Raw genomic sequence first — 24,387 nt, 5'->3', positions numbered from 1 at the left:
TTCCGCCAGAGCGTTCGGGGTCAACGGCCCAGCTGTGGTATTGTTCCGGTCGCCGCCGATGCGTCGGTGGGCGTGGGGATCGTCCGGGCGCGCGCACGCAACCCGATCACGCCCGGACGCGTTGATCTTCGCAACAGCTACCAGAAAACACCGGAGGGTCGCAATGACACCACAAGAAATGGAGCTTCAGGCGCTGCGAACCCGCGTCGCAGCCTTGCAATCGGTGGTGGCGCGCATGGCGGCGCTGTTGCCCGACGCGGCGTGTCAGACGCTCTGCGACTGGCTGGTTCAGACCTCGATGGCCCCCGATGGTCAGGAAGATCCCAGCGCCGTGAGCATCGCGGGTGTCCCCGCCGCGTTGGGGGGCATGACCCGCGCCGCCGAAATGGAAGACATTCTGGCGCTGGTGCGCCATTCGCGGGAAAAGACGTAACCTGCTGACATCAGGTGGATCAATCGCTGGAGCAGGCGCGCTTTCCGCCTGGGTGGCGGTCGCTCGGGAACAGAGCGCTGCGCTTTGTGTTGCCTGCCCTGCAGCGTTCGTGGCGAAGAGAAAGGAGGCCTGCGCGTGACCAGGCAAGCAGACCAGCGGCTGTCGGAGGTTCTGGAGACCTTGGAAACGTCACTCGACGGCGACAGGGTAAGCGTCGAGCACATCGTTGAAACCTTGGGCGCAAAGTCGTTTCCTGCCCTGATTTTGATCTTTTCGTTGATCGCCGTCTCACCGGCCAGCGCGATACCGGGGGTGACAACGCTGGTCGCCGTTACCGTCTTCCTGCTGGCGGTGCAGATGATGGCGCATCGCGACCGGGTCTGGCTGCCGCAGATCATCACCCGTCAGGAAATCAGCCGCGCGATGCTGAGCAAGGGATTACGGGCGGTGCGACGCCCGACTGCCAAAGTCGAAGGCCTGCTCAAGGCGCGGCTGACCTTTCTGTGTCGCCGCCCGTGGATCTGGCTGCCCTTGTCGCTGATCGCGGTGCTTACGCTCTTCATGCCGTTCATGGAACTGGTGCCGGCCTCCGGCTCGATTGCGGCGGCGGCAATCGCGCTCTGCGCCGCAGGTCTGCTGACCCGCGATGGTTTGCTGGTCATCCTGTCGGCGCTGCTGCTCGCTGTGGTGCCGGTGGCCGTGTACCTCGGTTTCAGCGGCTAGGCCGGGGAACGCGGTGTCGGACGTCGCCGCAAAGGAAGCCTCACAGCCATCGTCGAACACCTCCGCAAATCATGGTACACTTGTCTTGCCATGGTTTTTATGATCCAGACGCGGCATTCCGGCGTATCGGGCGCAGACAGAAAAAGACGGCAAAGGGTCCAGAGCATGAGCGAGGACGACAAGGCGACCGGTGCAAAGGCTGATGCGCAAATAAACGCTTCCCTCAGGAAACATCTGGCCGAGATCGAGCGCGAGGAAACGCCAGAGCGGCTTCTGAAGCTGGCGACGGAGCTTCAGCAACTGCTGCGCCAGGGCCGGTCCTGATCGCTGACCGGGCTCTGGCCCGGCTTTGGCCCGACGCAACCCGCGCTGTGCAGGCAGCCTTCGGGTATGGCTGAACGCCAACTAGCCAAAAAGTTGTAGACAGACACCGTCGCCGTGGAACCGCCACAGCGCTGACAGCGTTGTGTCTGAGGGTGCTGCCAGTACCAAGAACGCCACGGGCACAGGGAAACGCGGCGCTGCGTGGCGCGGATGCCTTCCCTTCGCGATGTCCGTATCGCCGTGAGGCCGTTTCACCATCGTCTGGCAGCGAAAACCGTCCGGGGGCGGTGCGCTTCATCAAGCGCCAAGGGAGAAGCGGGCCGATGCGGCAAGAAAAGCGTGAGGAATTCGAGGAAAGGAACCAGCCGCTGGACCCGGATCTGACCCTTGAATGGATCCCGGCCCTGCGTGCGTTCGCCCGCACCCTGACCCGCAATGTCGCCGAGGCGGACGATCTGGTGCAGGAGACGCTTCTCAAGGCGATCCGCCACAAGCACAAATTCCGCCATGGCACCAATCTGCGCGCCTGGCTGTTCACCATCATGCGCAACACGTTTTACAATGCCCGCGTCAAGGCCATGCGCGAAAGCCCCGGCGAGGCGGATTGCGTCGCGGACAAGGCCTCGACGCCGCCAACGCAGGAATGGGCAATCCGCGGCAACGAAGTGCTGCGGGCTGTTGATCGCCTGCCGCTGCATTACCGCGAGATGTTCATTCTGGTGGTAATGCTGGGCGAAAGCTACGAAAGCAGCGCCGAGATCTGCGACGTGGCCATCGGTACGGTGAAAAGCCGGGTCAACCGGGCCCGCGCGATGATCATCGCGGACCTCGGCGACAAAGAGCTGTAAGCGCCGCAGCCCTTACACCAACCCCTCAAGCACACGGTCCGGCGTGGCGGGAAGATCCCGCACGCGGACACCGCAGGCGTGGTGGACCGCGTTGATCACCGCCGCCGCCGCGCCGCAAATGCTCAACTCGCCCAGACCCTTGGCGCGCAGCGGGCCCAGCCAGTCGTCGCGGTCCTCGACAAAGGCGACATCAAGCGCGGGGACATCGGCGTTGACCGGCAGATGGAAGGCCTCGAAGTCGCGGTTCACCACATGGCCGTCGCGGCGGTCGTGGATCAGGGCCTCGGTCAGTGCCATGCCGATGCCCCAGGTCATGCCGCCATGGCATTGCGAACGCGCGGTGCGCGGGTTCAGGATGCGCCCGGCGGCATAGGTTCCGGCAAGGCGGCGCACGCGCACCTCACCGGTCACGTCGCTGACCGCAACTTCGGCGAAATGCGCGCCGGTCGTCGCCTGACGAACCTTGTCGCGCGCCGCGCCGGGCCGGACATGCCCATGGCCGGTGACGGGCGTGCCGTCCAGCAGCTCCGCAATCGCGCGGCGCCGGTTGTCGCACAGCGCATAGCCGTCCTTGAGCGTCAGATCCGCCATGTCACAGCCCATCCTGCCGGCAAGCACGCGGCGCAGCTCCTCGCAGGCCAGCCACACCGCCGTTCCGGTCGATGCCGCCCCGAACGACCCGCCCGAGCCCGAGGAGGGCGGCAGATCCGTGTCACCAAGGATCACTTCCGTCCGGCTCAAAGGGTGGCCCAGCCGCTCGGCTGCGATCTGGCCGAGGATGGCGTAGCTGCCCGTGCCGATATCGGTCATGTCGGTTTCCACCCTGACGCCCTGCGCGGACAGCACCACCCGCGCCTCGGCTTCCATCAGCGAATTGACCCGGAACGCGGCGGCCATGCCCGTGCCGATCCACCAGTCCCCCTCGCGCTGCTGACGCGGGGCGGTGGGGCGCTTGGACCAGCCAAAGCGGCGGCTCCCATCCGTCAGGCACTCCGCCAGCCGGTGCGACGAGAAGGGCAGGCCGCTTTCGGGGTCATCGCGGGGAATATTGCGCAGCCTCAGCGCCACGGGGTCGATCCCGGCAGCACAGGCCAGCTCGTCCATCGCGATCTCGAAGGCGGTCACGCCGACGGCCTCGCCCGGTGCGCGCACCGATCCGGCAGCGGGACGGTGCAGGCGGACCACCGCGCGGCGCAGCAAACGGTTCGGCGCGGCATAGGCGAAATGGGTGGCCTGAAGCACGGGCTCGGCGAAATCCTCTCCCGGCAGGTTTGACACAAGCGCCTGATGGCCAATCCCGGTGAGCTGCCCGTTCTCATCGCTGCAAAGCCGGATGCGCTGGCTGGTTTCCGAGCGCCTTGTGTTCATCTCGAACACCTGCCGGCGGTGCTGAACCACCCGCACCGGCCGGCCAAGCTGGCGCGCGGCAAGCGCCGCCGCAACCGCTTCGGCGCAAATGCCAAGTTTCGAGCCAAAGCCGCCGCCGACATAGGGGGCCAGCACCCGGACATCCTCGGGCGCGATCCCGACACAATCGGCAATCTCGGTGCGGCTGTATTTGAGCATCTGCAACGACGCACGCAGCACCAGCCTGTCGCCATCCCACTCGGCCAGCGCCGCATGCGGCTCCATTGCCGCCGAGATAAGGGAGGGCGTGCTATAGGTCTGGTCGATCCGGTGAACGCTGCTGGCAAAGGCGCGCTCCAGATCCCCCTGCGCGGTTTCGTCGATGTCGTCATCCGTGGCCACCGCATCCTGCGGGTTCACCACCAGAGCGCCCCCGGCGGTTTCGACACGCAGGGCAAGCGCCGCATGGCGGGCCTGCTCGAAACTCTCGGCCACGACCAGCGCGATGGGCTGGCCAACATAGTCGGCCTGATCGACGCCCTGCACCGGCGCGCTTTCGCTGGTGCCCTGCGCGGCGTTTCGGATCATCCTGTCGTCGCGCAGGATGGTCAGCACACCGGCCATGCCCTGCACCACCTCAAGGTTCGTCAGCCGCACCTTGCCCAAGCCGGGTGCGCGGACCAGAAAGCCATGCGCCATGCCCGGCGGGCAGGGCTCTGCGGCGTAGGGGGCGGCACCGGTGACCTTCAGGCCACCCTCGGGCCGGTCGGACTCGTGTCCCAGCACAGCCTGCGCCCCGGTCTGATCGCCTTGCGCCTGCTCAGGACCGTCAATCTTCATCTCGACGCTCATGTCGTCACCTCCGTCAGCACCGCTTTGAGCACCCGTTTGCCCAGAGCCACCTTGAAAGCCGTGCCGCCCTGCGGCTTGGCCTCGCGCATCAACGTCTCGGCGGCCCTCTCGAACAGGGCCGGTCTGGGGACTTCTCCGGTCAGCAGCGCCTCGATGTCAGGGTCGCGCCATGGCTGCGTGCCGAGCCCGCCGAAGGCCAGCGCGATATGGTCGATCCGTCCGTTCTTCATGCCGACAACCGCCGCAACCGAGACCAGCGCAAAGGCGTACGAGGCCCGGTCGCGCACCTTGCGATACTGCTGCCGGTCACCGCGCGCGGCGGGCAGATGCACCGCCGTGATCAGATCGCCGGGCGCGAGACAGGTCTCGATATGCGGCGTGGTGCCCGGAAGGCGGTACAGATCGGCAAGGTCGATCCGGCGGTGACTGCCCCCGGCGGTGCGCACCTCGACCTTCGCATCCAATGCGCGCAGCGCCACCGCCATGTCGCTGGCGTGCAGGGCAATGCAATCCTCGGACGTGCCCAGAATGGCATGATTGCGCTGCTCGCCGCCGATGGCGCTGCACCCCGTCCCGGGGCTGCGTTTGTTGCAGGCGGTGTCGGTATCGTAGAAATACGGACAGCGCGTGCGTTGCAGCAGGTTACCCCCGGTGGTGGCCTTGTTGCGCAGCTGGCCCGAGGCCCCGGCAAGCAGGGCGCGCGACAACACCGGCCAGCGCCGACGCACGCGGTGATCCGCTGCCAGTTCTGCGTTGGTCAGCGTCGCCCCGATGCGCAGGTCGTCACCCTGTTCCTCGATCCGGTCCAGCCCCAGATGGCCGATGTCGATCAGCGCGCTGGGCGCAAGCACCTCAAGCTTCATCAGGTCGATCAGGTTGGTGCCGCCCGCGACAAACGCGGCATCCGGCGCGCAGGCCGCAGTGCAGGCGGTGTCGGCATCGGCGGCGCGGCTGTAGTCGAAGGGTCTCATGCCGGTCCCCCCGCCTTTGTGCCCGCCGCCTGCAGGATCGCCGCGTTGATGCCGGGATAGCACGCGCAGCGGCACAGGTTGCCGCTCATCCGTTCCGCCAGTTCTGCACGGCTCAGTTCAGCGGGGGCCGTCAGATCTTCGGTCACGTGGCTGGGCCAGCCTGCGGCCACTTCATCCAGCATCGCCTGCGCCGAGCACAACTGCCCCGGCGTGCAATAGCCACACTGGAAGCCGTCATGCGCGATGAACGCCTGTTGCAGCGCGGACAGGCCATCGCCGGAAAGCCCCTCAACGGTGGTGATCTCATCGCCCTCATGCATCACTGCAAGGCTCAGGCAGGCGTTGATCCGCCGCCCGCCGACGATCACCGTACAGGCCCCGCATTGCCCATGGTCGCAGCCTTTCTTGCTGCCTGTCAGCTGCAACTGCTCGCGCAGCGCGTCCAGCAAGGTGACGCGCGGGTCCAGATCCAGCGTCCGGGGGGTTCCATTCACACTGAACGACAGCTTCATGGCTGCAGCGCGGGGCTGAGGGTGGCTAAGGGCATCGGGTGCTCCTGTTGCGAGGTCCATACAAGGGCAACAGCGCAGGCCTGGGAATGTTCCCTCCCTGGGCGCGCTTGCGGCCCGGATGCAACAGGGGCGGTGTCAGCCGATCAGCGCCCACGCCGCCACCAGGACGGCCAACGCGACGAGGATAACCACGGCTGCCGTCCACCACCGCACGCCACCGTTGATCTCGGCGGGTGTCGGCTTGTGGGCTTTGGGCTGTGCGCGCCCGGCTTCGTGCAAACGCGCCGTGCGGACCTGCTGCGGCGTGGGCGGGGTGCCCGCCGCCTCGTCATCGGTTCCCAGCGGTGCGGCGGCGGGATCGCTGAACGCGACCTTGTCGCCGGTACCGCCGCGGTCGATCGCGTCGCGCAACCGGCTGGCGTCGGCAGGGCCCGACGAGGCAGGGCCCGATGACGCAGGGCCTGGCGCTTGTGGATCGTTGTCCGGGGTGGTCATGCTCGGCCTCCGATGGCGTGTTACGACTTAGCCTTGTGCTCGGGCTTTCCCTTGCGCGCGCCGGTGGCGAAATCCTCAAGCTCGGCTTCGGTCATCGACTCGACCATCTCCTTCGCGGCTCCCTTCAACTCGCTTTTCGGCGTCTCGCCGCGCTTGGCTGACAGCGCCATTCCGGCGGCTTTCTGCTGGGCTTTTGACTGGGCGGGCATGGCTGGCTCCTTGTGAAAAAGAGGTTGGATACCGGGTCAACCAACCAGCGGCGCGCAATGTTCCCGGCGCGGCCCGCAATCCGTTGTCAGCGCGCAGGCCCTTCGACCCGCGTTCTGTCCGCCCTGACAGCAGGCGGAAGTGAGACACGGCGGGAACATCCGGGCGTCAGCCCTGTTGTGTCGGCGCGGGCCTGAGGGCCCCCGGAGCAGACGTTTCACCTAGGAGACTTCCCATGGCCGACAAGACCCTTGAAACCCTTTTCTACGACACGCTGCGCGATATCTACTATGCCGAGCGGCGCATCCTGAAGGCGCTGCCCAAGATGGCGCGCGGGGCGCAATCGCCCGAGCTTCGCACGGCATTCGAAGACCACCGCGAAGAGACCGAAACCCATGTCGAGCGCTTGCAAAAAGTGTTCGAGCATCTTGGCAAGGCGGCACGCGGCAAGACCTGCCCGGCGATCGACGGGATCATCGAGGAAGGCGAGGAGCATCTGTCGTCCTTCAAGGACTCGCCTGCCATGGACGCCGGGCTCATCGCCGCGGCGCAGGCGGTCGAGCATTACGAGATCGCGCGGTATGGTGCGCTGCGCCAATGGGCGGTCGAGCTGTACCCCAGCGCGGTGGTGGCGCTTTTCGATGAAACGCTGGCTGAAGAGATGAAGGCCGACAAGACCCTGACCGGCATCGCCGAGGATGGCGCGAACCGGGAAGCGGTCGCGGCAGGCTAGGGGTTTGAAAAAACGCTGCAGGTGCGCGGCTTTGCGCCTGCAGCCTTCCGGCATCGGGATGAAACGAGGCGGAGGGGGGCTAGCCCCCTCTGCGCGTGCCGCGCATTCACCCCCCAGGATATTTCCGGCATAAAGTTGGGCGTTAAGGGTTTGTTAACCGGGATCACTGCGCGGGCGCGGGCGCGTCGGGATATCCTTGAGCAGACCGCCGACGCCCATCCGGCGGATATCCGCGCCGCTGACCGGCACGCCGCAGATCAGCCGTTCCAGCACCCAGTCGGCCCCGTTCAGCGCCGGGGAGCGCGCGCAGCCGGGCAGGCCGACAACCGGGCGCGCGCCGAGGGTGCCGAGGAACAACAGGTTGCCCGGATCGACCGGCATGCCGAAATGCGCCACCGTCCCGCCCGCGCGGCGCAGGGCCGAGGGGGCGACGTCGCGGATATCGGAGGTGGCCGAGGCGGTCAGGATCAGGATCAGATCACCCGCGGCCTGTGCAAGCGCCTGCGCCAGCGCGGCTTCCTCATGCGGGACGAGGCATTCGGGCGCGAGGCTGACACCGAGCCGCGCGAGCCGCGCCTCGGTCACGCGGTGGCCCTTGTCGCCCAGACCCTTGCCGACCGTGGTTTCGATCATCACGGCGTTTTTCAGCGCCGGGGCTGCGAGCGACAGCGCTGACCTGCCGACCGCACAGGCTTTGGAAACGGATGCCTTATCAAGCCCATAAGCGATGATCTTAACGGTGGCGACCATGCCGCCCGGCTCCATGCGCTGCCACTCGGCCACCGTGGCCAGCGTGATCGCCGGGTCGGCGGCATTGACCGCATGGACCTGATCGGCAGCGATGCGCGCCAGTCCCGGCCCGGTCGCCAGCACATTCACCCGCCCGGTGCCGACGATCTGCAGGGTCAGCCCCTCAGCCCCGGCAATCAGCGCCTGTGCCACCGCCAAGGCTGCGGCGTCTTCGCCCATGTCGGCAGGCGAGAGGCGCGCGGCGATCACGCTGTCGCGCCCGGTTTCCGCCAGCGCGACCAGATCCGCCGCCTCCAGCACCTTGCCCTTTTTCAGCCGTCCGCGCGCCAGCGGCACGGAATGCGCCAACACTGCACCCAGCGCCTGATCCAGCGGAACCGGACCGAACTCCATTACGCCTGCCGCAGCACTTGGGTGATCTGCGCCAGTACCGACACCGCGATCTCAGCAGGGGATTTCGCGCCGATGTTCAGGCCGACGGGGGCGTGGATGCGGTCAATCTGCGCGTCGGTGATCCCGGCGTCGCGCAGCCGGTCCAGCCGTTTGGCATGGGTGCGGGTCGAGCCGAGGCAGCCGATGTAGAAGGCGTCCGACGTCAACGCCTCGATGATCGCCGGATCGTCGAGCTTGGTGTCATGGGTCAGCGTGACCACGGCGGTGCGCATGTCCAGCCCCTCGGTCCGCAGCCCCTCATCGGGCCAGTCGTGGCGGATCAGGGTATCGGGGAAGCGCTCGGCACTGGCGAAAGCGTCGCGGGGGTCGATCAGAACCGGGTCGTAGCCCGCCAGTTTCGCCATCGGAACAAGCGCTTGGGCGATATGGACCGCGCCGACGATCAGCAGGCGCAGGGGCGGGTTGAAAAGGGCGATGAACTCGCCTGAGTCCTCCATCCCCGAGCGGTCGCTGCGAAAGCGGTCGGGCAAGTCGTCGGGGCCAAGGAGCCGGCGTTCCCAGCTCTCGATCGCCACGCCATAGGCCAGCGGCTTGCGTGCCGCGCGGGCCTCGACCACGTCTTCCAGCATGGCGACCGGCATCGCCTTGCCGATCGGTTCAACCAGCACGCGGATCGTGCCGCCGCAGGCCAGACCAACGGAAAACGCGGTCTCATCGGTGACGCCAAAGGTCAGCAGACGGGGTTTGCCATCGGCGAGCGCCTCAAGCGCCTCGACCACGACCGCCCCCTCGACGCAGCCGCCCGAGACCGAGCCCATGATCTCACCCCCGCCGGAAATCGCCAGTTGCGAGCCGGGTTGGCGCGGGGCCGAGCCCCAGGTCTCGATCACCGTGGCCAGCGCGGCGCCGCGGCCCTCACGATGCCAGTCCAGAGCGATTTCAGGGATACGGTCATGCTGCATGGCGGGTCCTCCCGCCGGTAATATGAGGCCACGCGCAGCAGAATGCCAGTGCGACGTTCGGCGGGCGCAGCACGGCAGGCGGGGTTAAGAATGGGTTAACAGCGGCGATCAAGGCGCTGAAAACAAACGATCCACGATGCTGTCCCCTGATGGGACATCCCCGCAGCGCAGCAAAAAGCCCCGGCACCGCTGGGGTGCCGGGGCGGATGTTTCAGGCGGCTCAGTTGGCCTGCGTGACCTGCAGCAGCGGCGTGATGCGGCGCACGACGACGCGACGGTTGGCGCGCTCGGCCTCTTGCGTGGTGACCCGCAGATCGCTTTCGCCATAGCCTTGCAGCACCATGTTGGCAGGCGAGACGCCGAAGTATTCCGTCAGCGCCCGGGCAACCGATTCCGCGCGGCGGTCGCTGAGCGTCAGGTTGGACACGGCGCTGCCGATGGCGTCGGTGTGACCCTCGATCAGGAAGACCTCGTTGGGATTGTCCTGAATGAGGCCGGTCATCAGCTCACCCAGGGCCAGCAGATCCTGCGCTTCGGTCGGCGAGATGGCAGCCGAGCCGGTGGCGAAGGTGATGTTCTCCACCTGCACCGACGCGGCCAGATAGCGCACGCGGTCGATCTGGCGCACCTGATTCAGCGAGAAGCGACGACCCACGGCGCTTTGCTGCATCAGCGCGGCGCGCAGGGCCTCCTCGTTGTTGGGGTCAACCTGCGGGGCGGTGTTGCGGACCGGCTCGGGCAGGGCGCTTACGTCAACCGGGTCATATTGCACGGTGTCGTCGAACAGCACCGTTTCGGTGCCGTTGGTCGCCACCACGACCCGCTTGATCACGCGGCCTTCGGCGCTGCGGACGGTGATGATCTGGCTGCCGTCACGCTGGGTGACGACGGTCTGGGCCGAGCCGTCCGTGTAATTGCGCGTGACGACTTCGGCACCGGGCTGGCGCAGGATCGCGTCATCGTCGCGCAGCACTTGCAGGTTGCCGTTCTGGTCACGCACGACAACGCGGTCGGGGGCGGTGCTGACCACCTCACGGTTGCCGTTGAGCAACGCACCGACCACCAGCGCCCCGGCAGCGCCCAGCAGCGCGCCTTGCAGGAAGCGGGTGTCGTTGTCGTCTTCAGCATTCGCCTGCGCATCGGCCTGGGCGTTGGATTGCGCCGGGGCGAAATCCTGATCCGAGCTGCGGGCGTTTTCTTCGGTAACGGTTTCGGTCACCTCATCCGCCACGGTAGCGTCGCCCGACGTGGCCATGCTTTCTTCGGCCTGGCCTGTCGCGGCTTCCATCGCCGCCTCGGACGGGCCGTCAACGATCAGATCGCCTTGGGCTTCAGCGGCAGGGTCGGCGGCCGGGGGCGCTTCGGTCTGGGCTTGCTCTTGCGTTTCAGCGGGGGTGGTGGCCGGAGCTTCATCGCCTTCGGCCGAGACAACGGTGTCATCGCCGCTGGCGGGGGCGGTCTCGGGCTGCGCCTCGGGCTGGACCGCGACATCGGCCTCTACGTCAGCCTCAGCGCCGTCGGTTTCCGACTGGTTCTCAAGCTGCTGCGCCAGATCTTCGGCGGTGGTGACCGCGCCCTCGGCAGCGTTTTCGGTCGCGTCGACCGCGGGCTCAACCGCGTCGCCGGTGGCTGTGGCCGCCTCGTCAACCGCGTCGCCAGTCGCTTCAGCGGCGTCTTGCGTGACTTCAGCCGCGGAATCGACGGCGTCGCCCGTGGTCTCTGCAGCGTTTCCGACAGCCTCGCCGGTCGCATCCACCGCGTCATCGGCGGTTTCTTCAGCGCCGCCCAACAGCCCGCCGAGGGCGTCGCTGGCGCTTTCGAGCGCGCCATTGGCCGCGTCACCGATCGATTCCAGCACACCCTCTTCCTGACCGCCTTGAGCCTGCGCCTGCGCGTCGGCTTCAGCCGCGGCGCACTGCTCGGCGCTCAACGAGTCATCACACACAAAGCCGGAGGCCTCGGCACTGCCAGAGACTTCCTGCGCGCTCAGCGGAAAGGTGATGGGGACAGCCAGCGCGAAGCTGGTGACGAGGGCGGTGGTGGTGGACAGACTGCGTTTCATGGGGACTCCGACTCATCCTGTGTTGGAAAGGAAACGGCCGCTGCGTCGGAAACGTTCCGCAGTTTCGTCAGTCGCGCCGCCAACGAGGGGGCCGGGCGGAGCCTAACAGACTGAAATACCTAAGATTTAGCGCAAGGTCATCTTAACGTGACCGCGCCACACAATGGCGGAAAAACGGGTGTTTGGGGGTTTGGGGCCGCCGCGACGGGGAGGACGCGCGGCGGCCACTCTACCACCCGGGGGAGGGCCCGGGGAGAGCCAGGGAGGGAGGATCCCGGCTCTGACGCTCACCTATGCGCTTAGCCGGCGAAGTCCAAGATCTGCGCACGAATATGTGTCAATCCGTCACATCTTTAGCGCAACGTCTGAAATTTCTCTGAAGAGTGCCGGTCTGCTGCGTGCAATTTAGGCACTGCGCGAAAACCTAGCGGGTCAACAGGGCCATCAGCCGCGCCTTTTCGCCGTGGTCGCGCGGGTCGGACAGCGCCTGCGCCAGCGCCTGCAACGACGCGACCGAGTGACTGGCGCGGAAGGTGTCGACATGGGGCAGCATCGCGCGGATACCCTGCGCGCGCGGTGCGAACCCGTCCCAACGCAAGAGCGGGTTGAGCCAGATCAACCGCTTGGCCGACAGGTGCAGGCGCTCCATCTCATGCGCCAGCAGCGCGGGGTCGTCGCGTTCCAGCCCGTCGGTGATCAAAAGCACCACCGCGCCCTGACCCAGCACCCGGCGCGACCAGTCGCGGTTGAAGTCGTGCAGGCAGGCGCCGATCCGCGTGCCGCCCTGCCAGTCCTGCGCCTCGTGACCCGCCGCATTGAGCGCGGCGTCGGCATCCTTGGCCCGCAGGTGGCGGGTGATGTTGGTCAGGCGGGTGCCGAAGGTGAAGGCGTGGACGCGGGCCCAGCCCTGACCCTGACGGTTGGCGACGGCATGGACGAAATGCAGGACCATGCGGGAATAATCCGACATCGAGCCGGAGATATCGCACAGCACCACCAGGGCGGGCCAACGCGTGCCGGGGCTGCGCCGGACGATGGTGTTGATCTCGCCACCCGTGCGGATCGAGGCGCGCAGGGTGCGCCGCCAGTCGGCGCGCAGGCCGGTGGGATCCGCGCCCAGACGGCGGGTTTTCAGCGGTTTGACCGGCAGCGAGAGGCGGGCCAGCATCCGCTTGGCCTGTGCGACTTCCTCGGCTGACATCTGCTCGAAATCGAGCCGGCGCAGGCGTTCCTCGGTCGAGGCGGTCTGCGTCGAGTCGATCTCGATCTCGGTGGTTTCCGCGTCCTCGGGGGGCGGGGGTGGCGGCTCGATCACCCCGTCCAGCAGCGCCTGCGCCGCGCGTTTGGTCCCCGGCGCGGCGGGCGTGTCATCCTGCGCGCCCTGCACCGTGGGCAGCAAGAGCGCCATCATGTGCTCCATATAGCGCGGGTCGCGCCAGAAGAGGCGGAAGATCTGGTTGAAAACCTGCCGTTCCTCGGGCCGGGAGACGAAGACGGCGTGCAGGGTCCAGTAGAAATCAGACTTGGCGGTAAACCCGGCGACCTCGACCGCCTCGATCGCGGTCATCACCCGGCCCGGTCCCACCGGCAACCCGGCCTTGCGCAGGGCGCGGGCGAAATGGGTGAGGTTTTCGACCAGCTTGGGGTTTTCGGGCAGGGGGAGGTCGGGGTACTGCATTACCGGGCGGCCCGCCCGTGGCGCGCGCCGGGGGTTTGACACCCCCGGACCCCCGTCGCGTATTTGGGGCAAGATGAAAGGGCGCGTCGGGCGCGGGTCATGCCGGGGCGAGCGATTTGCGCGCCTCGTCGAGGATTTTCTTCGCCTCGGAGCCCTGAATGCGGGCGATGTCGTCCTGGTATTTGAGGATCGCGCCGAGTGTGTCGGCGATGACCTCGGGGCTGAGGCTGATCACGTCGAGCGCAAGCAGGCATTTGGCCCAGTCGATGGTCTCGGCCACGCCGGGTTTCTTGAACAGATCCTCTCCGCGCAGGCGCTGGACAAAGGCGACGATTTCGCGGCTGAGGCTGTCGGCGGCTTGCGGCACGCGGGCGCGCAGGATCGCGATCTCGCGGGCGAAATCGGGATAGTCGACCCAGTGATAGAGGCAGCGGCGTTTGAGGGCATCGTGAACCTCGCGCGTGCGGTTCGAGGTGAGGATGACAATGGGCGGCTCGGGCGCGGTGATGGTGCCGAGTTCGGGGATGGTGACCTGAAAATCGCTGAGGGCTTCGAGCAGGAAGGCCTCGAAAGGTTCATCGGTACGGTCGATCTCGTCGATCAGCAGCACCGGCGCGCCGCCGGGTTGCGGGCGCATGGCTTGCAGGAGCGGGCGCTCGATCAGGTAGTCGGGGCCGAACAACTCATCCTTGAGCGCGGCGCGGTCGGTGGCGGTGCCCGACGTGGCTGGGTGGGCTTCGGCGGTGCGGATGGCGACCATCTGCGCCGCGAAGTTCCATTCATAGACCGCCGAGGAGGCATCGAGGCCTTCATAGCATTGCAGCCGGATCAGGCGGCGGCCCAGCCCGGTGGCGATGGCCTTGGCGATCTCGGTCTTGCCGGTGCCCGCCTCGCCCTCGAGAAACAGCGGACGGCCCAGCTTGAGCGCCAGAAACCCCACCGTCGCCAGCGGGCGGCCGCAGACGTAGTTCTGCGAGGCGAGCAGGGTTTGCACATCGTCGATGCTGGCAATCGTGGTCTGGCTCACGCCGGTTCCTCTCAGGCTGATCCGGGGGCATGCTGGGTGGGCGTGGGGCCAAGGTCAAGCGCTGTGAGGGGCGGGTGCGACCAAAGCACAGGGTCAGCCGGACCGGCGCGCCCCGGCAATGAAGCGTTGCAGAAGGCCGGTATCGACGGGTTTGTAGAGCAGGGGCGCGCCCGCGCGGATGGCGCGCAGGCGCAGGGGTTCGGCGCGTGACGTGGCGAGCATCCTTGCGTGCAGCGGGCCGTAGCGGGTGGTGAGGTCGCGGATGAGGGCGAGCCCCGCGTCCTCGGCCCCGGGGCGGGTGTCGATCAGCACGAAATCGGGGGCGAGGCCGGTTTCATCGAGCAGCGAGAGCGCCTCGGCCGCGTCGGGGACATCAAAGACATTGACGCCCCAGCCTTCGAGCAGATGCGCCAGCGCGCGCCGCATGTCGGCGTCTTCGGCGACGAGAAGGCCGATCAGATCCTGCGGCAGATCGGGGCGGGGGGCGCGGTCGGCGACGGGGCCGGGCGGGGCGCTGTCGGCGGTGGGGCCAAGGTGGAGCACGAAGCGCGAGCCCTGGCCGACATGGGAATCCAGCGTGACGGCATGGCCGAGCAGGGCGGCGGCGCGTTCGACAATGGCGAGGCCGAGGCCCATGCCCTCGGATGCCGACGCGCGGGCGTTGAGGCGGTGAAACTCGCGGAAGATCGCCTCGCGCTCGGATTCCGGGATCCCCGGGCCGGTATCGGTAATCTCGACCCGCAAGCCCGCCGCGCCCTGCCGCACGCCGACCAGCACGCCGCCGCGCGCGGTGTAGCGCAGGGCGTTGCCGATCAGGTTCTGCAGGATACGGCGCAGCCACGTGGGGTCCGAGATCACCACCGTATCGGTCGGCCGCAGCCGCAGGGACAGGCCGCGTTCCTGGGCGATGGGGCCGAATTCTTCTGCCAGACGGGCCAGCAGCGTGGCGAGCATCACCGGCTGTGGCGACACGCTGAGGCGGCCACTTTCGAGGCGCGAGATGTCGAGGAGGGCGTCGAGCAGGGTCTCGACCGATTGCAACGCCGAGCGGGTTTTGCACAGCGCGTCCATGGCGCGGGGGTTGAGGGATTCATCCTCCATCGACGCCAGAAATAACTTGGCGGCGGACAGCGGTTGCAACAGGTCATGGCTGGCAGCGGCGACAAAGCGCGAGCGGGCGGCGTTGGCGCGTTCGGCCTGCGCCAGCGCGTCCCGCAGCTCGAGTGTGCGCGCGGCGACGCGGACCTCCAGCGTCTCGTTGGCGCGGCTCAGGGCGGCGATGGCGCGGCGTTCGGTGGTGATGTCGGTGAAGGAGATCACGAAACCCCGGTCGGGCATTTCCTGCGCGAAGGCATCCAGCACCACATCGCCGCTGCGCGTGACCTCGAACCGCAGAGCGGCGCGGGGCGAGGGGCTGGCAACCCAGTCGCGCAGACCGATGATGCGGGTTTCTTCGCCGGGGCGCAGGCGTTCGTTGAGGCGCTCGACCAGGTCGTCAAAGGCCAGACCGGGGCGGAACCGGGTGCGGCTGACGGCGAGCAGTTCGGCGGCGCGGGCGTTCCAGCCGATCAGCCGGGCTTCGGGATCAAAGATGCACACGCCTTGGGTGATATGGTCCAGCGTGGCGCGGATGACGCGGGCCTGATCGTCGAGCAACTGGCCGCGCGCTTTGCGCTCGGCGCGGATGATGTCGGTGACGTCGGTCTGCAGGATCACCGTGCCGCCGTCGCCGGTGCGATGCTCGGACACCTGCAACCAGCGGTCGCCCTTGAGCGCGACGATGAACACGGTGCTGTTCTCGCGGTGGCGTTGCAGGCGGTGAAGCGCCCAGTCCTGCTGGCTGACGCCCTCGGGCAGCGACAGCTGGCCCGAGCTGCTGACCAGATCCACATACCCGGCAAAGCTGAGACCGGGGACCAGACCGGGCCGGATGTCCTGCAACTGCAGGCCAAAGCGCGAATTGCTCATGACGAGGATGTCATCGGGACCGAAGAGGCCGAAGCCTTCCTGCACGGTCTCGATGGCGTCCGAGAGGTTGCGCCGGGTTGCCTCGGCCTCGCGGCTGGCCAAGGCGAGGCGGGCGTTCGACTCGTTGAGCAGATCGAGGGCCGCTTCCAGCTCACGGGTGCGGGCGCGGACCTGATCTTCCAGCATCGCGGCGCGCTCGAACTGGGCATAGGCGGCGCCGGACAGGTCGGTGCCTTGCTCGACGCGGCGCATCAGCACCTCGACGATGCGTAGGAGCTTTTCGTTCTGGCGCTCGACCGGGTCGGCGGGGTTGAGCAGGGTCTGGGCCGTGCGGGTGGGGCTCATGGTCGGGCTTTGGCAGGCGGGGCATAGAGGGCGACGCCGGTGAGCGTCTGGTTCACATGCATGGCGTTGAGCTGTTCGCCATAGGTCGAAAAGCCTGTGACGTTATGCAGGCGGAGCAGGGTCGAGATCTGGCCGGACAGCTGTTTCTCCTGTGCCTCGATCCGCCGCAGGATGCAGTCGCAGCCGAGGATCGCGCGGGGTGCGGCATGAGTGGTCAGGCTGCCCAGCGAGCGCGACAGGTGGTCAACCATATCCATCGGCTCGGCCAGCGTCAGCACCAGCCCCTCGTCGATCGCCGAGAAAAAGATCAGATCGCCGTTCTCGTCCATCTGCCGGATCGAGCGCACGTGATGCCGCCCGCCGACACGCACCACGACGGGATGGGCGGCGAAGGTGAAAGGGGTCAGCTGGTGCGGGTCTTTGCCCAGAAGGCGCGCGTATTCCTGCGCGGCGGGGGCGGCGTTGATGCTTTGCACGCGGCGGCGCGAGGGATCGGCGCTGGTGACCACCATGCGCGTGTCGCTGGGCTGGAAATGGTCGAAGCGGAAGACGCGGACCGGGCAATCGGTGCGCAGGGCGGTGACCACGGCGGCGTTGCGCAGGGCAGTGCCGTTGTGGAAGACGAAGGTCTCAAGAAACCGAACCCCGTCCGCCGCCGAGCCACCGAAAAGCTGGGTGGCCCCGAGGCCGGGGGCGAGGGCCGAGGCCAGTTCGTCCTCTTTTGCCGACAGACCGTCGACCAGCAGGAAGGCGAATTCATGTTCGCGGTCCGGGTTGGCCTGCGCCAGAGCACCGCGCAGGCGGATCAGGTCGCCGATGGCGGCTTGGGCATCAAGGCGGGCAAGGTCGGGGATCAGGAGCGTTTCGGCGGCGAAATGTTGCGCCGGAAAGCCGATGGCAACGATCAGCCCCTCGGCATAGCCCTGCGCGCCGATCTCACCGGCTGTCGTGCAGCCGATCACCGGCGCGGGGGCGAGGCGTTGCGAGAGATCGCGGATCAGCGCAGCGGGGTCGGGGGCGAGGGGGAGACGAAGACCACGACCAGCGCAAAGCCGGTGGGGTGCAGGGCGCGCACGAGGGTTTGTGCCGCGCGCGGGTCGTCCGCCGGGCATTCGGCAACGTGCAGAACCTCTGTCGGCATCGAGCCCTCCCGGTGATGCGCTGTCAGGCTAGGGTGCAGGGGTGGGCTTGTCCAGCGGGGGCCGGCGCTCGGGGGCATCGAGCCCCCTCGCGCCGGCGCGGGGTTCCCCCGCGCGGTGCCTCAGGGGTGAGGCTGTGCCGGGTGAGGGTGGTGGGTGTGAGTCTTTGGGACAGGGTGAAAGAAAAAGTGCGTATTTAGGGCAAGATGAAGGAGGGCGAAACGCAAGACGCCCGCCGGAGGGGGCGGGCGTCTGGAGTGGTGTTGGGTGCGCTGCGCGTCAGCGCAGGCCGTTGCAGAAGCTCTGGATGCGGGTGCAGGCTTCGGTCAGGGCTTCGTCGGACGTCGCATAGCTGACGCGGAAGTTGGGGCTGAGGCCGAAGGCCGCGCCGAAGACCACGGCGACGCCGGTTTCCTGCAGCAGGGTCTTGGCGAAGACTTCGTCATTCTCGATCAGCGTGCCGCCGGCCGAGGTCTTGCCGATGCAGCCCGAGATGTCGGGGTAGACGTAGAAGGCGCCTTCGGGCTTGGGGCAGGTGATGCCGGGGGCGGCGTTCAGCATCTCGACCACGAGGTTGCGGCGGCGCTGGAAGGCCTCGCGGAAGGGGACGAGGAAGTCCTGCGGGCCGTTGAGCGCCTCGAGTGCTGCGTATTGCGAGATCGACGAGGGGTTCGAGGTCGATTGCGATTGCAGCGTCGCCATCGCCTTGATCAGCGCCACCGGGCCCGCCGCATAGCCGATGCGCCAGCCGGTCATCGCATAGGCCTTGGAGACCCCGTTGCAGGTCAGCGTGCGGTCATAGAGGCCGGGCTCGACCTGCGCGGGCGAGGTGAACTCGAAATCGTCGAACACGAGGTGTTCATACATGTCATCGGCCATCACCCAGACATGCGGGTGGCGCATCAGCACGTCGGTCAGGCCCTTCAGCTCGTCGCGGGTATAGCCCGCGCCGGTCGGGTTGGACGGCGAGTTGAAGATGAACCACTTGGTCTTGGGCGTGATCGCCGCTTCAAGTGCTGCGGGCGTCAGTTTGAAATTGGTCTCGATCCCGGCAGGCACGGCCACCGGCGTGCCGCCAGCCAGCAGCACCATGTCGGGGTAGCTGACCCAATAGGGCGCGGGGATGATCACTTCGTCGCCCGGGTTACAGGTGGCCATCAGCGCGTTGTACAGCGTCTGCTTGCCGCCGGTGCCGACGGTGATCTGGTTGGGTGCGTAGGTCAGGCCGTTCTCGCGGGCGAATTTGGCGCAGATGGCCTTTTTCAGCTCGGGAATGCCGTCCACGGCGGTGTATTTCGTCTTGCCCGCATCAATCGCCGCTTTTGCCGCGTCCTTGATGTTCTGGGGCGTGTCGAAATCGGGTTCGCCAGCGCCGAGGCCGATCACGTCCTTGCCCGCCGCCTTCATCTCGGCGGCCATGTTGGTGACGGCGATGGTCGCCGAGGGTTTGACGCGCGAAAGGGTGTCGGAAAGGAACGGCATCAGGGGCCTCCGGTTTGTGTTTCCCGGAGCCATGTCATAGGGTGCGCCGCGATCCCGTTCAAGGGCGAAGCGGCGCTTGGTGCCGCATTGCAGCGCCCCCCAGACAGAGGAGATGACGATGAGCGATACCTGGTTCACCGACGATCACGCGACATTGGGCGACCGGCTGGCCGCCGCGCGCGAAGCCGCTTCCATGACACAGACCCAATTGGCCCAACGCCTGGGCGTACGCGCCAAGACGTTGCGCGACTGGGAGAACGATGTGTCCGAGCCGCGCGCCAACCGCTTGCAGATGCTGGCCGCCATGCTGGGCGTGTCGCTGCGATGGCTCTTGACGGGCGAGGGCGATGACGTCACGCCTCCGACTCAGGAAGAGCCGGGCGACGTGGCGCTGAAGCCCGCGCTGGTCGAGATCCGCAGCCTGCGCGCCGACATGCTCAGCATGAGCGAACGGCTGGGGCGGCTGGAGAAAGCGCTGCGGTTGCAGATGTCCAATGAGGTGACGCGTGAGTGACGAGAACCGGCTGAAGCGCCTGAAGATGCGATCCTGGCGGCGCGGGATCAAGGAGATGGACCTGATCCTTGGCCCTTGGGCGGATGAACAGGCGGTCACGCTGGATGACGCGGCGCTGGACGTCTATGAGGCGCTTCTGGGCGAGAATGACCACGATCTCTATCAATGGGTCACCGCCCGGATCGGCAAGGGCAATGCGCAACCGGTGGGGCCGGGGGCCTATGCCGGGCTGCTCGACCGGATCGCGGTGCATGCGGCGGCGCGGCTTGAGCGCTGAGCGGGAGCACCGCACGCGGGCTTCACGGGGCTGAATGGAAAAGGCCGGGTCGCATGACCCGGCCTTTCCCTTGGGGCTGATCCGCCGCGCTTATTTGCTGGGCGCGGTCGGTTGCACCGGCATCGGCGCCGCAGCCGAGAACGAGATGTTCGACTGGCAGGTCGAGGCGCCATAGGTGCCAACCCAGATGTCATAGCGGCCGGCCGGGGCGCCGGCGATCGACAGCGCCGGTTGCAGGGCGTTGGTGTCGTCGTCGAACAGCCACTGCGCCGACTGGTCGTTGATCAGCAGCGTGGTATCGCAGGTGCCGTCAACGCTGATGTTGAGCGTGGCATCCATGCCTTGCGGATCATAGTACAGCGTGAAGTCGGGGGCCTGAGCGACATAGCCACCGCCCGGGACGTTGCACTGGGTTTCGCGCAGGTTGATCGACCCACCGGCAACGACCGAACGCGTGTCCGAACCACCGCCATTCAGGGTCACTTCGGCACCGCCCAGCTGCCAGTCGGGGCAGACCGGTGTTGCAGGCTGGGTCGGGGTGGTGGGCATGCCGGTCGACGGCGAGAAGCTTTCCAGAACCAGCGTGGCCTGACAGGCTTGCTCGCCATAGGTGCCGACCCAGACGTCATAGCGACCGGTCGCGGCGGCGGGCAGGCGCAGGCGCGGCGACAGGGTGCCGTCTTCGTCGTCGTTGTAATGCCACTGGGCGGTGGAATCATTGATCAGCAGCGTGGTGTCGCACTCGGACTGCACGCGGAATTCCAGATCGCGGCCCATCGAGCGGGCATCATAGCTGATGCTGAACGACGGCTGGGCGGTCACGCGGCCATAAGCCTGAAACGCCGAACACTGGCTGAGGTCCACACCGCCGCCCGCGAACATCGCGTATTGCTGCGCTGTCCAGGCTGTCTCGGCATCGGTGGTGATCGGAACGCCGCCAAGCTGCCAGTCCGGGCAGCTTTGCGCCATCGCCGAACCCGTGGCGACAACGCTGACGGCTGCCCCGGTGGCGGCAATCAGAAATCCGGTTTTGAAATGAGTGAAAAACGACATGGAATCCTCCTTGAAAATAAGATGCTGTGCGAGCGTGGAACGATATGTGATGTCAGTCAAGAGCCTAGAAGTGCGCCGAACTCTCAGCTTTTGGTGACAGTCTTGAAATAAATCGCCGCCGATCATTGTGTCGGTCGGGTGCCTGTCGGCGCGGTCCAAATAGGACGCGCACCCAAGCGGCAGTTGCGGGGGCGTCGTGGGCGGCACCCGGTACGGTGCCGCCCTTTGCATCAGGCATGGCGTCGGATCAGAACGATCTCGACGGTCAGCGTTGCTTCGCAGGTTTCCGGGCCAAAAGTGCCGACCCACAGGTCATATTGACCGCTGGGCGCGTTGTTGATGCGCACGACCGGGTGCATCTCGTTGGTGTCGTCGTTGAACAGCCATTCGCCCGAGGCGCTGTTCACCAAAAGCACGGTGTCGCACGAGCCGGTGACGCGGAATTCCAGCGCCCGACCCATGTTGAGCGCATCGTAGGCCAGCGTGAAGTCCGGCGTTTCGATCACATAGCCCGCGCCGGGAACTTCGGCGCAGGTGCTCAGGTCCTGATCGCCGCCGGCAATAACGGTCGACGATTGCGGGGTCCAGACCGTTTCAGCGGTGTAGGACAGCGGTGCACCGGGTTGCGCGTAGGTCGGGCAGGCAGCCGAGGCAGCGGCGGGAGCAGCAAGGGCGAAAAGACCGACCGCTGCTGCTTTGGAAAACGTGTTCATGAGAAAACTCCATTAAGAACAGGGCGACAGAGACCATACCCCTATATTTCGGTCAATGCGGTTTCAAGCGTTTGACTTTTTTGTGAAAAATGCAGGGGGCGGTGTGGTTTGATGAAACAACTGCCTTCGTCTGCAGAAAATATTCCGCCGCTTAACCTCGTCTTTGCTTTTTGCACCGCATGCTAAAGGCCGGAATTGATTGCCGAGGTCACGCATGAGCTTTCACAGCCCCGTCAGAACCCCCGCAGCCCGCAGCGATGCAGGCGCTAACACAGATCTGTTGGCCCGGTATCTGGACAGCCTTTCGCTGGTCGAACGGCTGCATCGGCTGCTTCTGGATGTCATCAAGGATGAATTTGAACGGCTCGCCATTCTGGACATCAACGCCGTGCAGGCGCTGTTGTTGTTCAACATCGGCGATAATGAGGTGACAGCAGGGGAGTTGAAAACGCGCGGGTATTATCAGGGCTCGAACGTATCGTACAACCTCAAGAAACTGGTCGAAAACGGCTATATGCATCACGCCCGCTGCGCGATTGATCGCCGCAGCGTCCGGGTCCGGTTGACACCGCAAGGGCACGACGTGCGCGACGTGGTATCAGATCTCTTTGCGCGTCATGCCGACGGGCTGTTGCGCAAGGCGGTGATCACCGATGCCGATCTCGACGGCATCAACGCCACGCTCAAACGGATGGAACGGTACTGGACCGATCAGATCCGCTACATCTACTGACGCAGCCGCACGCGCGTCAACGTCACGCGAGTCAACCTCACGCGCGTCAGCCGCGCGCGAGCTTCGCCTGACGCGCGGCCCGCAGCCGGGCGAAATCGTCGCCCGCATGATAGGACGAGCGGGTAAGCGGTGTGGCCGAAACCATCAGGAAGCCCTTGCCATAGGCCGACTTCTCATAACTGGCGAATTCTTCGGGGGTCACGAAGCGGTCCACGGCATGATGCTTCGGCGTCGGCTGCAAATACTGGCCGATGGTGAGGAAATCGATATCCGCCGCGCGCATGTCTTCCATCACCTGCAGCACCGCCTGCCGGTTCTCACCCAGGCCGACCATGATGCCGGATTTCGTAAAGATGCTCGGGTCCATTTCCTTGACCCGCTGCAACAGCCGCAGCGAATGGAAATAGCGCGCGCCCGGGCGGACCTCAGGGTAAAGGCCCGGCACGGTTTCGAGGTTGTGGTTGAAAACGTCAGGCTTGGCCTTGACCACGATCTCCAGCACCGACGGGTCGCAGCGGATGAAGTCGGGCGTCAGGATCTCGATCGTGGTGCCGGGTGCCTGACGGCGGATCGCGCGGATGGTCTGGGCGAAATGCTCGGCGCCGCCATCTTCGATGTCGTCACGGTCAACCGAGGTGATCACCACATGGTTCAGCCCCAGCTTCTTGACCGCATCGGCAACGCGGCCCGGCTCGAACGCATCCAGCGCCTCGGGCGGTTTGCCGGTGGCGATGTTGCAGAAGGTGCAGGCGCGGGTGCAGACCTCGCCCATGATCATCATGGTCGCGTGGCCCTGGCTCCAGCATTCGCCGACATTGGGGCAGCCCGCCTCTTCACAGACCGTGCTCAGCTTGTGCTCGCGGATGATCTGGCGGGTCTGGTTGTAGCCCTCACCGCCCGGTGCCTTGACGCGGATCCACGACGGCTTTTTCGGCTGCGCATTGTCAGGACGATGCGCCTTTTCCGGGTGGCGCTGATCGGGCAGCTTGAGATCGCGCATCGGGTTCCTCCCCAGGCGTTTCGGTCTCTTTTACATAGGCCGACGACCCTGCAAAGGCAACAATCGCCGCGCCTTGGCGCCATGCATGATCTGCATGGCAAAAGGGCTGGCCCCGCAAGGCCAGCCCTCAGAACTCAGGCCGCTTTTTCGGCGTTGGCTTCTTTGAGCCAGTTCAGCACGGTCTCGGGCGACGAGACGCCGTAGGGGTCTTCGCCGTGGTTGTCGCACAGGCCCGGCTCTTCGAACCAGGCTTCGATGACGCCGTCGTTGATGATCGCGGCATAGCGCCACGAGCGCAGGCCGAAGCCCAGATTGTCCTTGCGCACCAGCATGCCCATGCGGCGGGTGAATTCGCCGGCACCGTCGGGGATGACCTGAACGTTCTTGAGGCCCTGATCCAGCGCCCATTTGTTCATCACGAAGCTGTCGTTTACCGACATGCAGTAGATCGCGTCGATGCCTTCAGCGGCGAAATCGGCAAAGCCGTTCTCAAAGCCGGGCAGTTGGTAGGTCGAGCAGGTCGGCGTGAAGGCGCCGGGCAGCGAGAACAGCACCACGCGCTTGCCGGCAAAATAGTCGGCGGTGGTCAGGTCTTGCCAGCGAAACGGGTTCGGGCCGCCCACGCTCTCGTCGCGGACACGGGTGTGGAAGGTCACCTCGGGAAGGCGATAGCCGGTTTTCATGATCTTGATATCCTTGAGACATGTCTCGGACGCGGCGCGATTGGCGAGGGCCCGCAAGGGCGGCTGGCGAGTCGCGTCCTTGGCTACGGTCTAGAATCATTCCAAGTGATGATGCAACCGCAAAACGCCCGATTGCCGCGCTGCGGCACCTGGTCCCGGGGCG

General features: G+C 66.4%; 24 protein-coding genes and 1 pseudogene. 8 read left to right on the top strand and 17 right to left on the bottom strand.

Annotation, left to right across the window (positions count from 1 at the left end; genetic code table 11):
- Positions 1–163 precede the first annotated feature (163 nt).
- From OKW52_RS15730 to OKW52_RS15715, 4 genes are all read left to right on the top strand, one after another.
- The gene (locus OKW52_RS15730) at positions 164–433 is read left to right on the top strand and encodes a hypothetical protein (protein ID WP_264506548.1); all 270 of its coding nucleotides are present in this window, start codon (positions 164–166) and stop codon (positions 431–433) included.
- A 135-nt stretch (positions 434–568) separates the two neighbouring features.
- Complete coding sequence (locus OKW52_RS15725) at positions 569–1,156, top strand: exopolysaccharide biosynthesis protein (RefSeq protein ID WP_264506547.1); 588 nt, start codon at positions 569–571, stop codon at positions 1,154–1,156.
- 165 nt (positions 1,157–1,321) lie between these two features.
- Positions 1,322–1,480 (top strand): hypothetical protein, encoded by a 159-nt coding sequence (locus tag OKW52_RS15720; RefSeq protein ID WP_264506546.1) that lies wholly within the window; start codon positions 1,322–1,324, stop codon positions 1,478–1,480.
- A 323-nt stretch (positions 1,481–1,803) separates the two neighbouring features.
- Positions 1,804–2,328 carry a sigma-70 family RNA polymerase sigma factor gene (locus OKW52_RS15715; protein WP_127107812.1) on the top strand — a complete coding sequence of 175 codons (525 nt, stop codon included), beginning with the start codon at positions 1,804–1,806 and terminating at the stop codon, positions 2,326–2,328.
- Between the two features lie 12 nt (positions 2,329–2,340).
- Here the strand turns inward: OKW52_RS15715 and OKW52_RS15710 are convergent, their stop codons facing one another.
- The 5 genes from OKW52_RS15710 to OKW52_RS15690 form a co-directional block, all read right to left on the bottom strand.
- Positions 2,341–4,527 carry a xanthine dehydrogenase family protein molybdopterin-binding subunit gene (locus OKW52_RS15710; RefSeq protein WP_264506545.1) on the bottom strand — a complete coding sequence of 729 codons (2,187 nt, stop codon included), beginning with the start codon at positions 4,525–4,527 and terminating at the stop codon, positions 2,341–2,343.
- On the bottom strand, positions 4,524–5,498 hold the full coding sequence (locus tag OKW52_RS15705; protein WP_264506544.1) for an FAD binding domain-containing protein: 975 nt from the start codon (positions 5,496–5,498) through the stop codon (positions 4,524–4,526). The genes OKW52_RS15710 and OKW52_RS15705 overlap by 4 nt, the downstream gene beginning before the upstream one ends.
- Positions 5,495–6,010, bottom strand: coding sequence for a 2Fe-2S iron-sulfur cluster-binding protein (locus tag OKW52_RS15700; protein ID WP_264506543.1), 516 nt, complete (start codon positions 6,008–6,010; stop codon positions 5,495–5,497). Before OKW52_RS15700 ends, OKW52_RS15705 begins: the two co-directional genes overlap by 4 nt.
- 135 nt (positions 6,011–6,145) lie before the next feature.
- A complete protein-coding gene (locus OKW52_RS15695) occupies positions 6,146–6,505 on the bottom strand; it encodes a hypothetical protein (RefSeq protein ID WP_264506542.1) in 360 nt (119 codons plus the stop codon).
- 20 nt (positions 6,506–6,525) lie between these two features.
- On the bottom strand, positions 6,526–6,714 hold the full coding sequence (locus OKW52_RS15690) for a DUF3008 family protein (RefSeq protein WP_264506541.1): 189 nt from the start codon (positions 6,712–6,714) through the stop codon (positions 6,526–6,528).
- 233 nt (positions 6,715–6,947) lie between these two features.
- On the opposite strand from OKW52_RS15690, the gene OKW52_RS15685 reads away from it, so the two are divergent.
- Complete coding sequence (locus tag OKW52_RS15685; RefSeq protein ID WP_264506540.1) at positions 6,948–7,445, top strand: YciE/YciF ferroxidase family protein; 498 nt, start codon at positions 6,948–6,950, stop codon at positions 7,443–7,445.
- Between the two features lie 153 nt (positions 7,446–7,598).
- Here OKW52_RS15685 and OKW52_RS15680 read toward each other — a convergent pair whose 3' ends face one another.
- The 8 genes and pseudogenes from OKW52_RS15680 to OKW52_RS15640 all read right to left on the bottom strand — a co-directional run bounded on the left by OKW52_RS15680 (position 7,599) and on the right by OKW52_RS15640 (position 19,251).
- Positions 7,599–8,588, bottom strand: a complete 990-nt coding sequence (locus OKW52_RS15680; protein ID WP_264506539.1) for a molybdopterin-binding protein — start codon at positions 8,586–8,588, stop codon at positions 7,599–7,601.
- Positions 8,588–9,550, bottom strand: coding sequence for an XdhC family protein (locus tag OKW52_RS15675; RefSeq protein ID WP_264506538.1), 963 nt, complete (start codon positions 9,548–9,550; stop codon positions 8,588–8,590). Before OKW52_RS15675 ends, OKW52_RS15680 begins: the two co-directional genes overlap by 1 nt.
- 220 nt (positions 9,551–9,770) lie before the next feature.
- Positions 9,771–11,612: an OmpA family protein gene (locus tag OKW52_RS23250; protein ID WP_319800478.1), complete on the bottom strand. Its 1,842-nt coding sequence runs from the start codon at positions 11,610–11,612 to the stop codon at positions 9,771–9,773.
- Positions 11,613–12,036: 424 nt separating this feature from the next.
- On the bottom strand, positions 12,037–13,290 hold the full coding sequence (locus OKW52_RS15665; protein ID WP_264506537.1) for a vWA domain-containing protein: 1,254 nt from the start codon (positions 13,288–13,290) through the stop codon (positions 12,037–12,039).
- 97 nt (positions 13,291–13,387) lie between these two features.
- Entirely contained in the window at positions 13,388–14,317 is a 930-nt protein-coding gene (locus OKW52_RS15660) for an AAA family ATPase (RefSeq protein ID WP_264506536.1), read from the bottom strand.
- A gap of 93 nt (positions 14,318–14,410) precedes the next feature.
- On the bottom strand, positions 14,411–16,630 hold the full coding sequence (locus OKW52_RS15655; protein WP_264506535.1) for a hybrid sensor histidine kinase/response regulator: 2,220 nt from the start codon (positions 16,628–16,630) through the stop codon (positions 14,411–14,413).
- Positions 16,627–17,771: pseudogene (locus tag OKW52_RS15650) on the bottom strand (FIST N-terminal domain-containing protein). The gene OKW52_RS15655 and the pseudogene OKW52_RS15650 overlap by 4 nt, the downstream one beginning before the upstream one ends.
- A 277-nt stretch (positions 17,772–18,048) precedes the next feature.
- Complete coding sequence (locus OKW52_RS15640; protein ID WP_264506532.1) at positions 18,049–19,251, bottom strand: pyridoxal phosphate-dependent aminotransferase; 1,203 nt, start codon at positions 19,249–19,251, stop codon at positions 18,049–18,051.
- Between the two features lie 118 nt (positions 19,252–19,369).
- On the opposite strand from OKW52_RS15640, the gene OKW52_RS15635 reads away from it, so the two are divergent.
- On the top strand, positions 19,370–19,765 hold the full coding sequence (locus OKW52_RS15635; RefSeq protein ID WP_319800477.1) for a helix-turn-helix domain-containing protein: 396 nt from the start codon (positions 19,370–19,372) through the stop codon (positions 19,763–19,765).
- The gene (locus OKW52_RS15630) at positions 19,758–20,042 is read left to right on the top strand and encodes an FAD assembly factor SdhE (protein ID WP_264506530.1); all 285 of its coding nucleotides are present in this window, start codon (positions 19,758–19,760) and stop codon (positions 20,040–20,042) included. Before OKW52_RS15635 ends, OKW52_RS15630 begins: the two co-directional genes overlap by 8 nt.
- Positions 20,043–20,132: 90 nt before the next feature.
- Here the strand turns inward: OKW52_RS15630 and OKW52_RS15625 are convergent, their stop codons facing one another.
- Both OKW52_RS15625 and OKW52_RS15620 read right to left on the bottom strand, forming a co-directional pair.
- On the bottom strand, positions 20,133–21,095 hold the full coding sequence (locus tag OKW52_RS15625) for a hypothetical protein (RefSeq protein ID WP_264506529.1): 963 nt from the start codon (positions 21,093–21,095) through the stop codon (positions 20,133–20,135).
- Between the two features lie 230 nt (positions 21,096–21,325).
- Positions 21,326–21,808: a hypothetical protein gene (locus OKW52_RS15620; RefSeq protein ID WP_264506528.1), complete on the bottom strand. Its 483-nt coding sequence runs from the start codon at positions 21,806–21,808 to the stop codon at positions 21,326–21,328.
- A gap of 214 nt (positions 21,809–22,022) precedes the next feature.
- Here OKW52_RS15620 and OKW52_RS15615 point away from each other — a divergent pair, with 214 nt between their 5' ends.
- Positions 22,023–22,541, top strand: a complete 519-nt coding sequence (locus OKW52_RS15615; RefSeq protein ID WP_264506527.1) for a MarR family winged helix-turn-helix transcriptional regulator — start codon at positions 22,023–22,025, stop codon at positions 22,539–22,541.
- Between the two features lie 46 nt (positions 22,542–22,587).
- Here OKW52_RS15615 and lipA read toward each other — a convergent pair whose 3' ends face one another.
- Complete coding sequence (gene lipA, locus OKW52_RS15610; RefSeq protein WP_264506526.1) at positions 22,588–23,541, bottom strand: lipoyl synthase; 954 nt, start codon at positions 23,539–23,541, stop codon at positions 22,588–22,590.
- Between the two features lie 134 nt (positions 23,542–23,675).
- Positions 23,676–24,224, bottom strand: a complete 549-nt coding sequence (locus OKW52_RS15605; RefSeq protein ID WP_264506525.1) for a peroxiredoxin — start codon at positions 24,222–24,224, stop codon at positions 23,676–23,678.
- Positions 24,225–24,387: the final 163 nt, after the last annotated feature.

The sequence above is a fragment of the Pararhodobacter zhoushanensis genome, from assembly GCF_025949695.1.
GTDB lineage: Bacteria > Pseudomonadota > Alphaproteobacteria > Rhodobacterales > Rhodobacteraceae > Pararhodobacter > Pararhodobacter zhoushanensis_A.
Note: the sequence above shows the minus strand (reverse complement) of the source record. Positions and strands in the feature narration are given on the sequence as shown.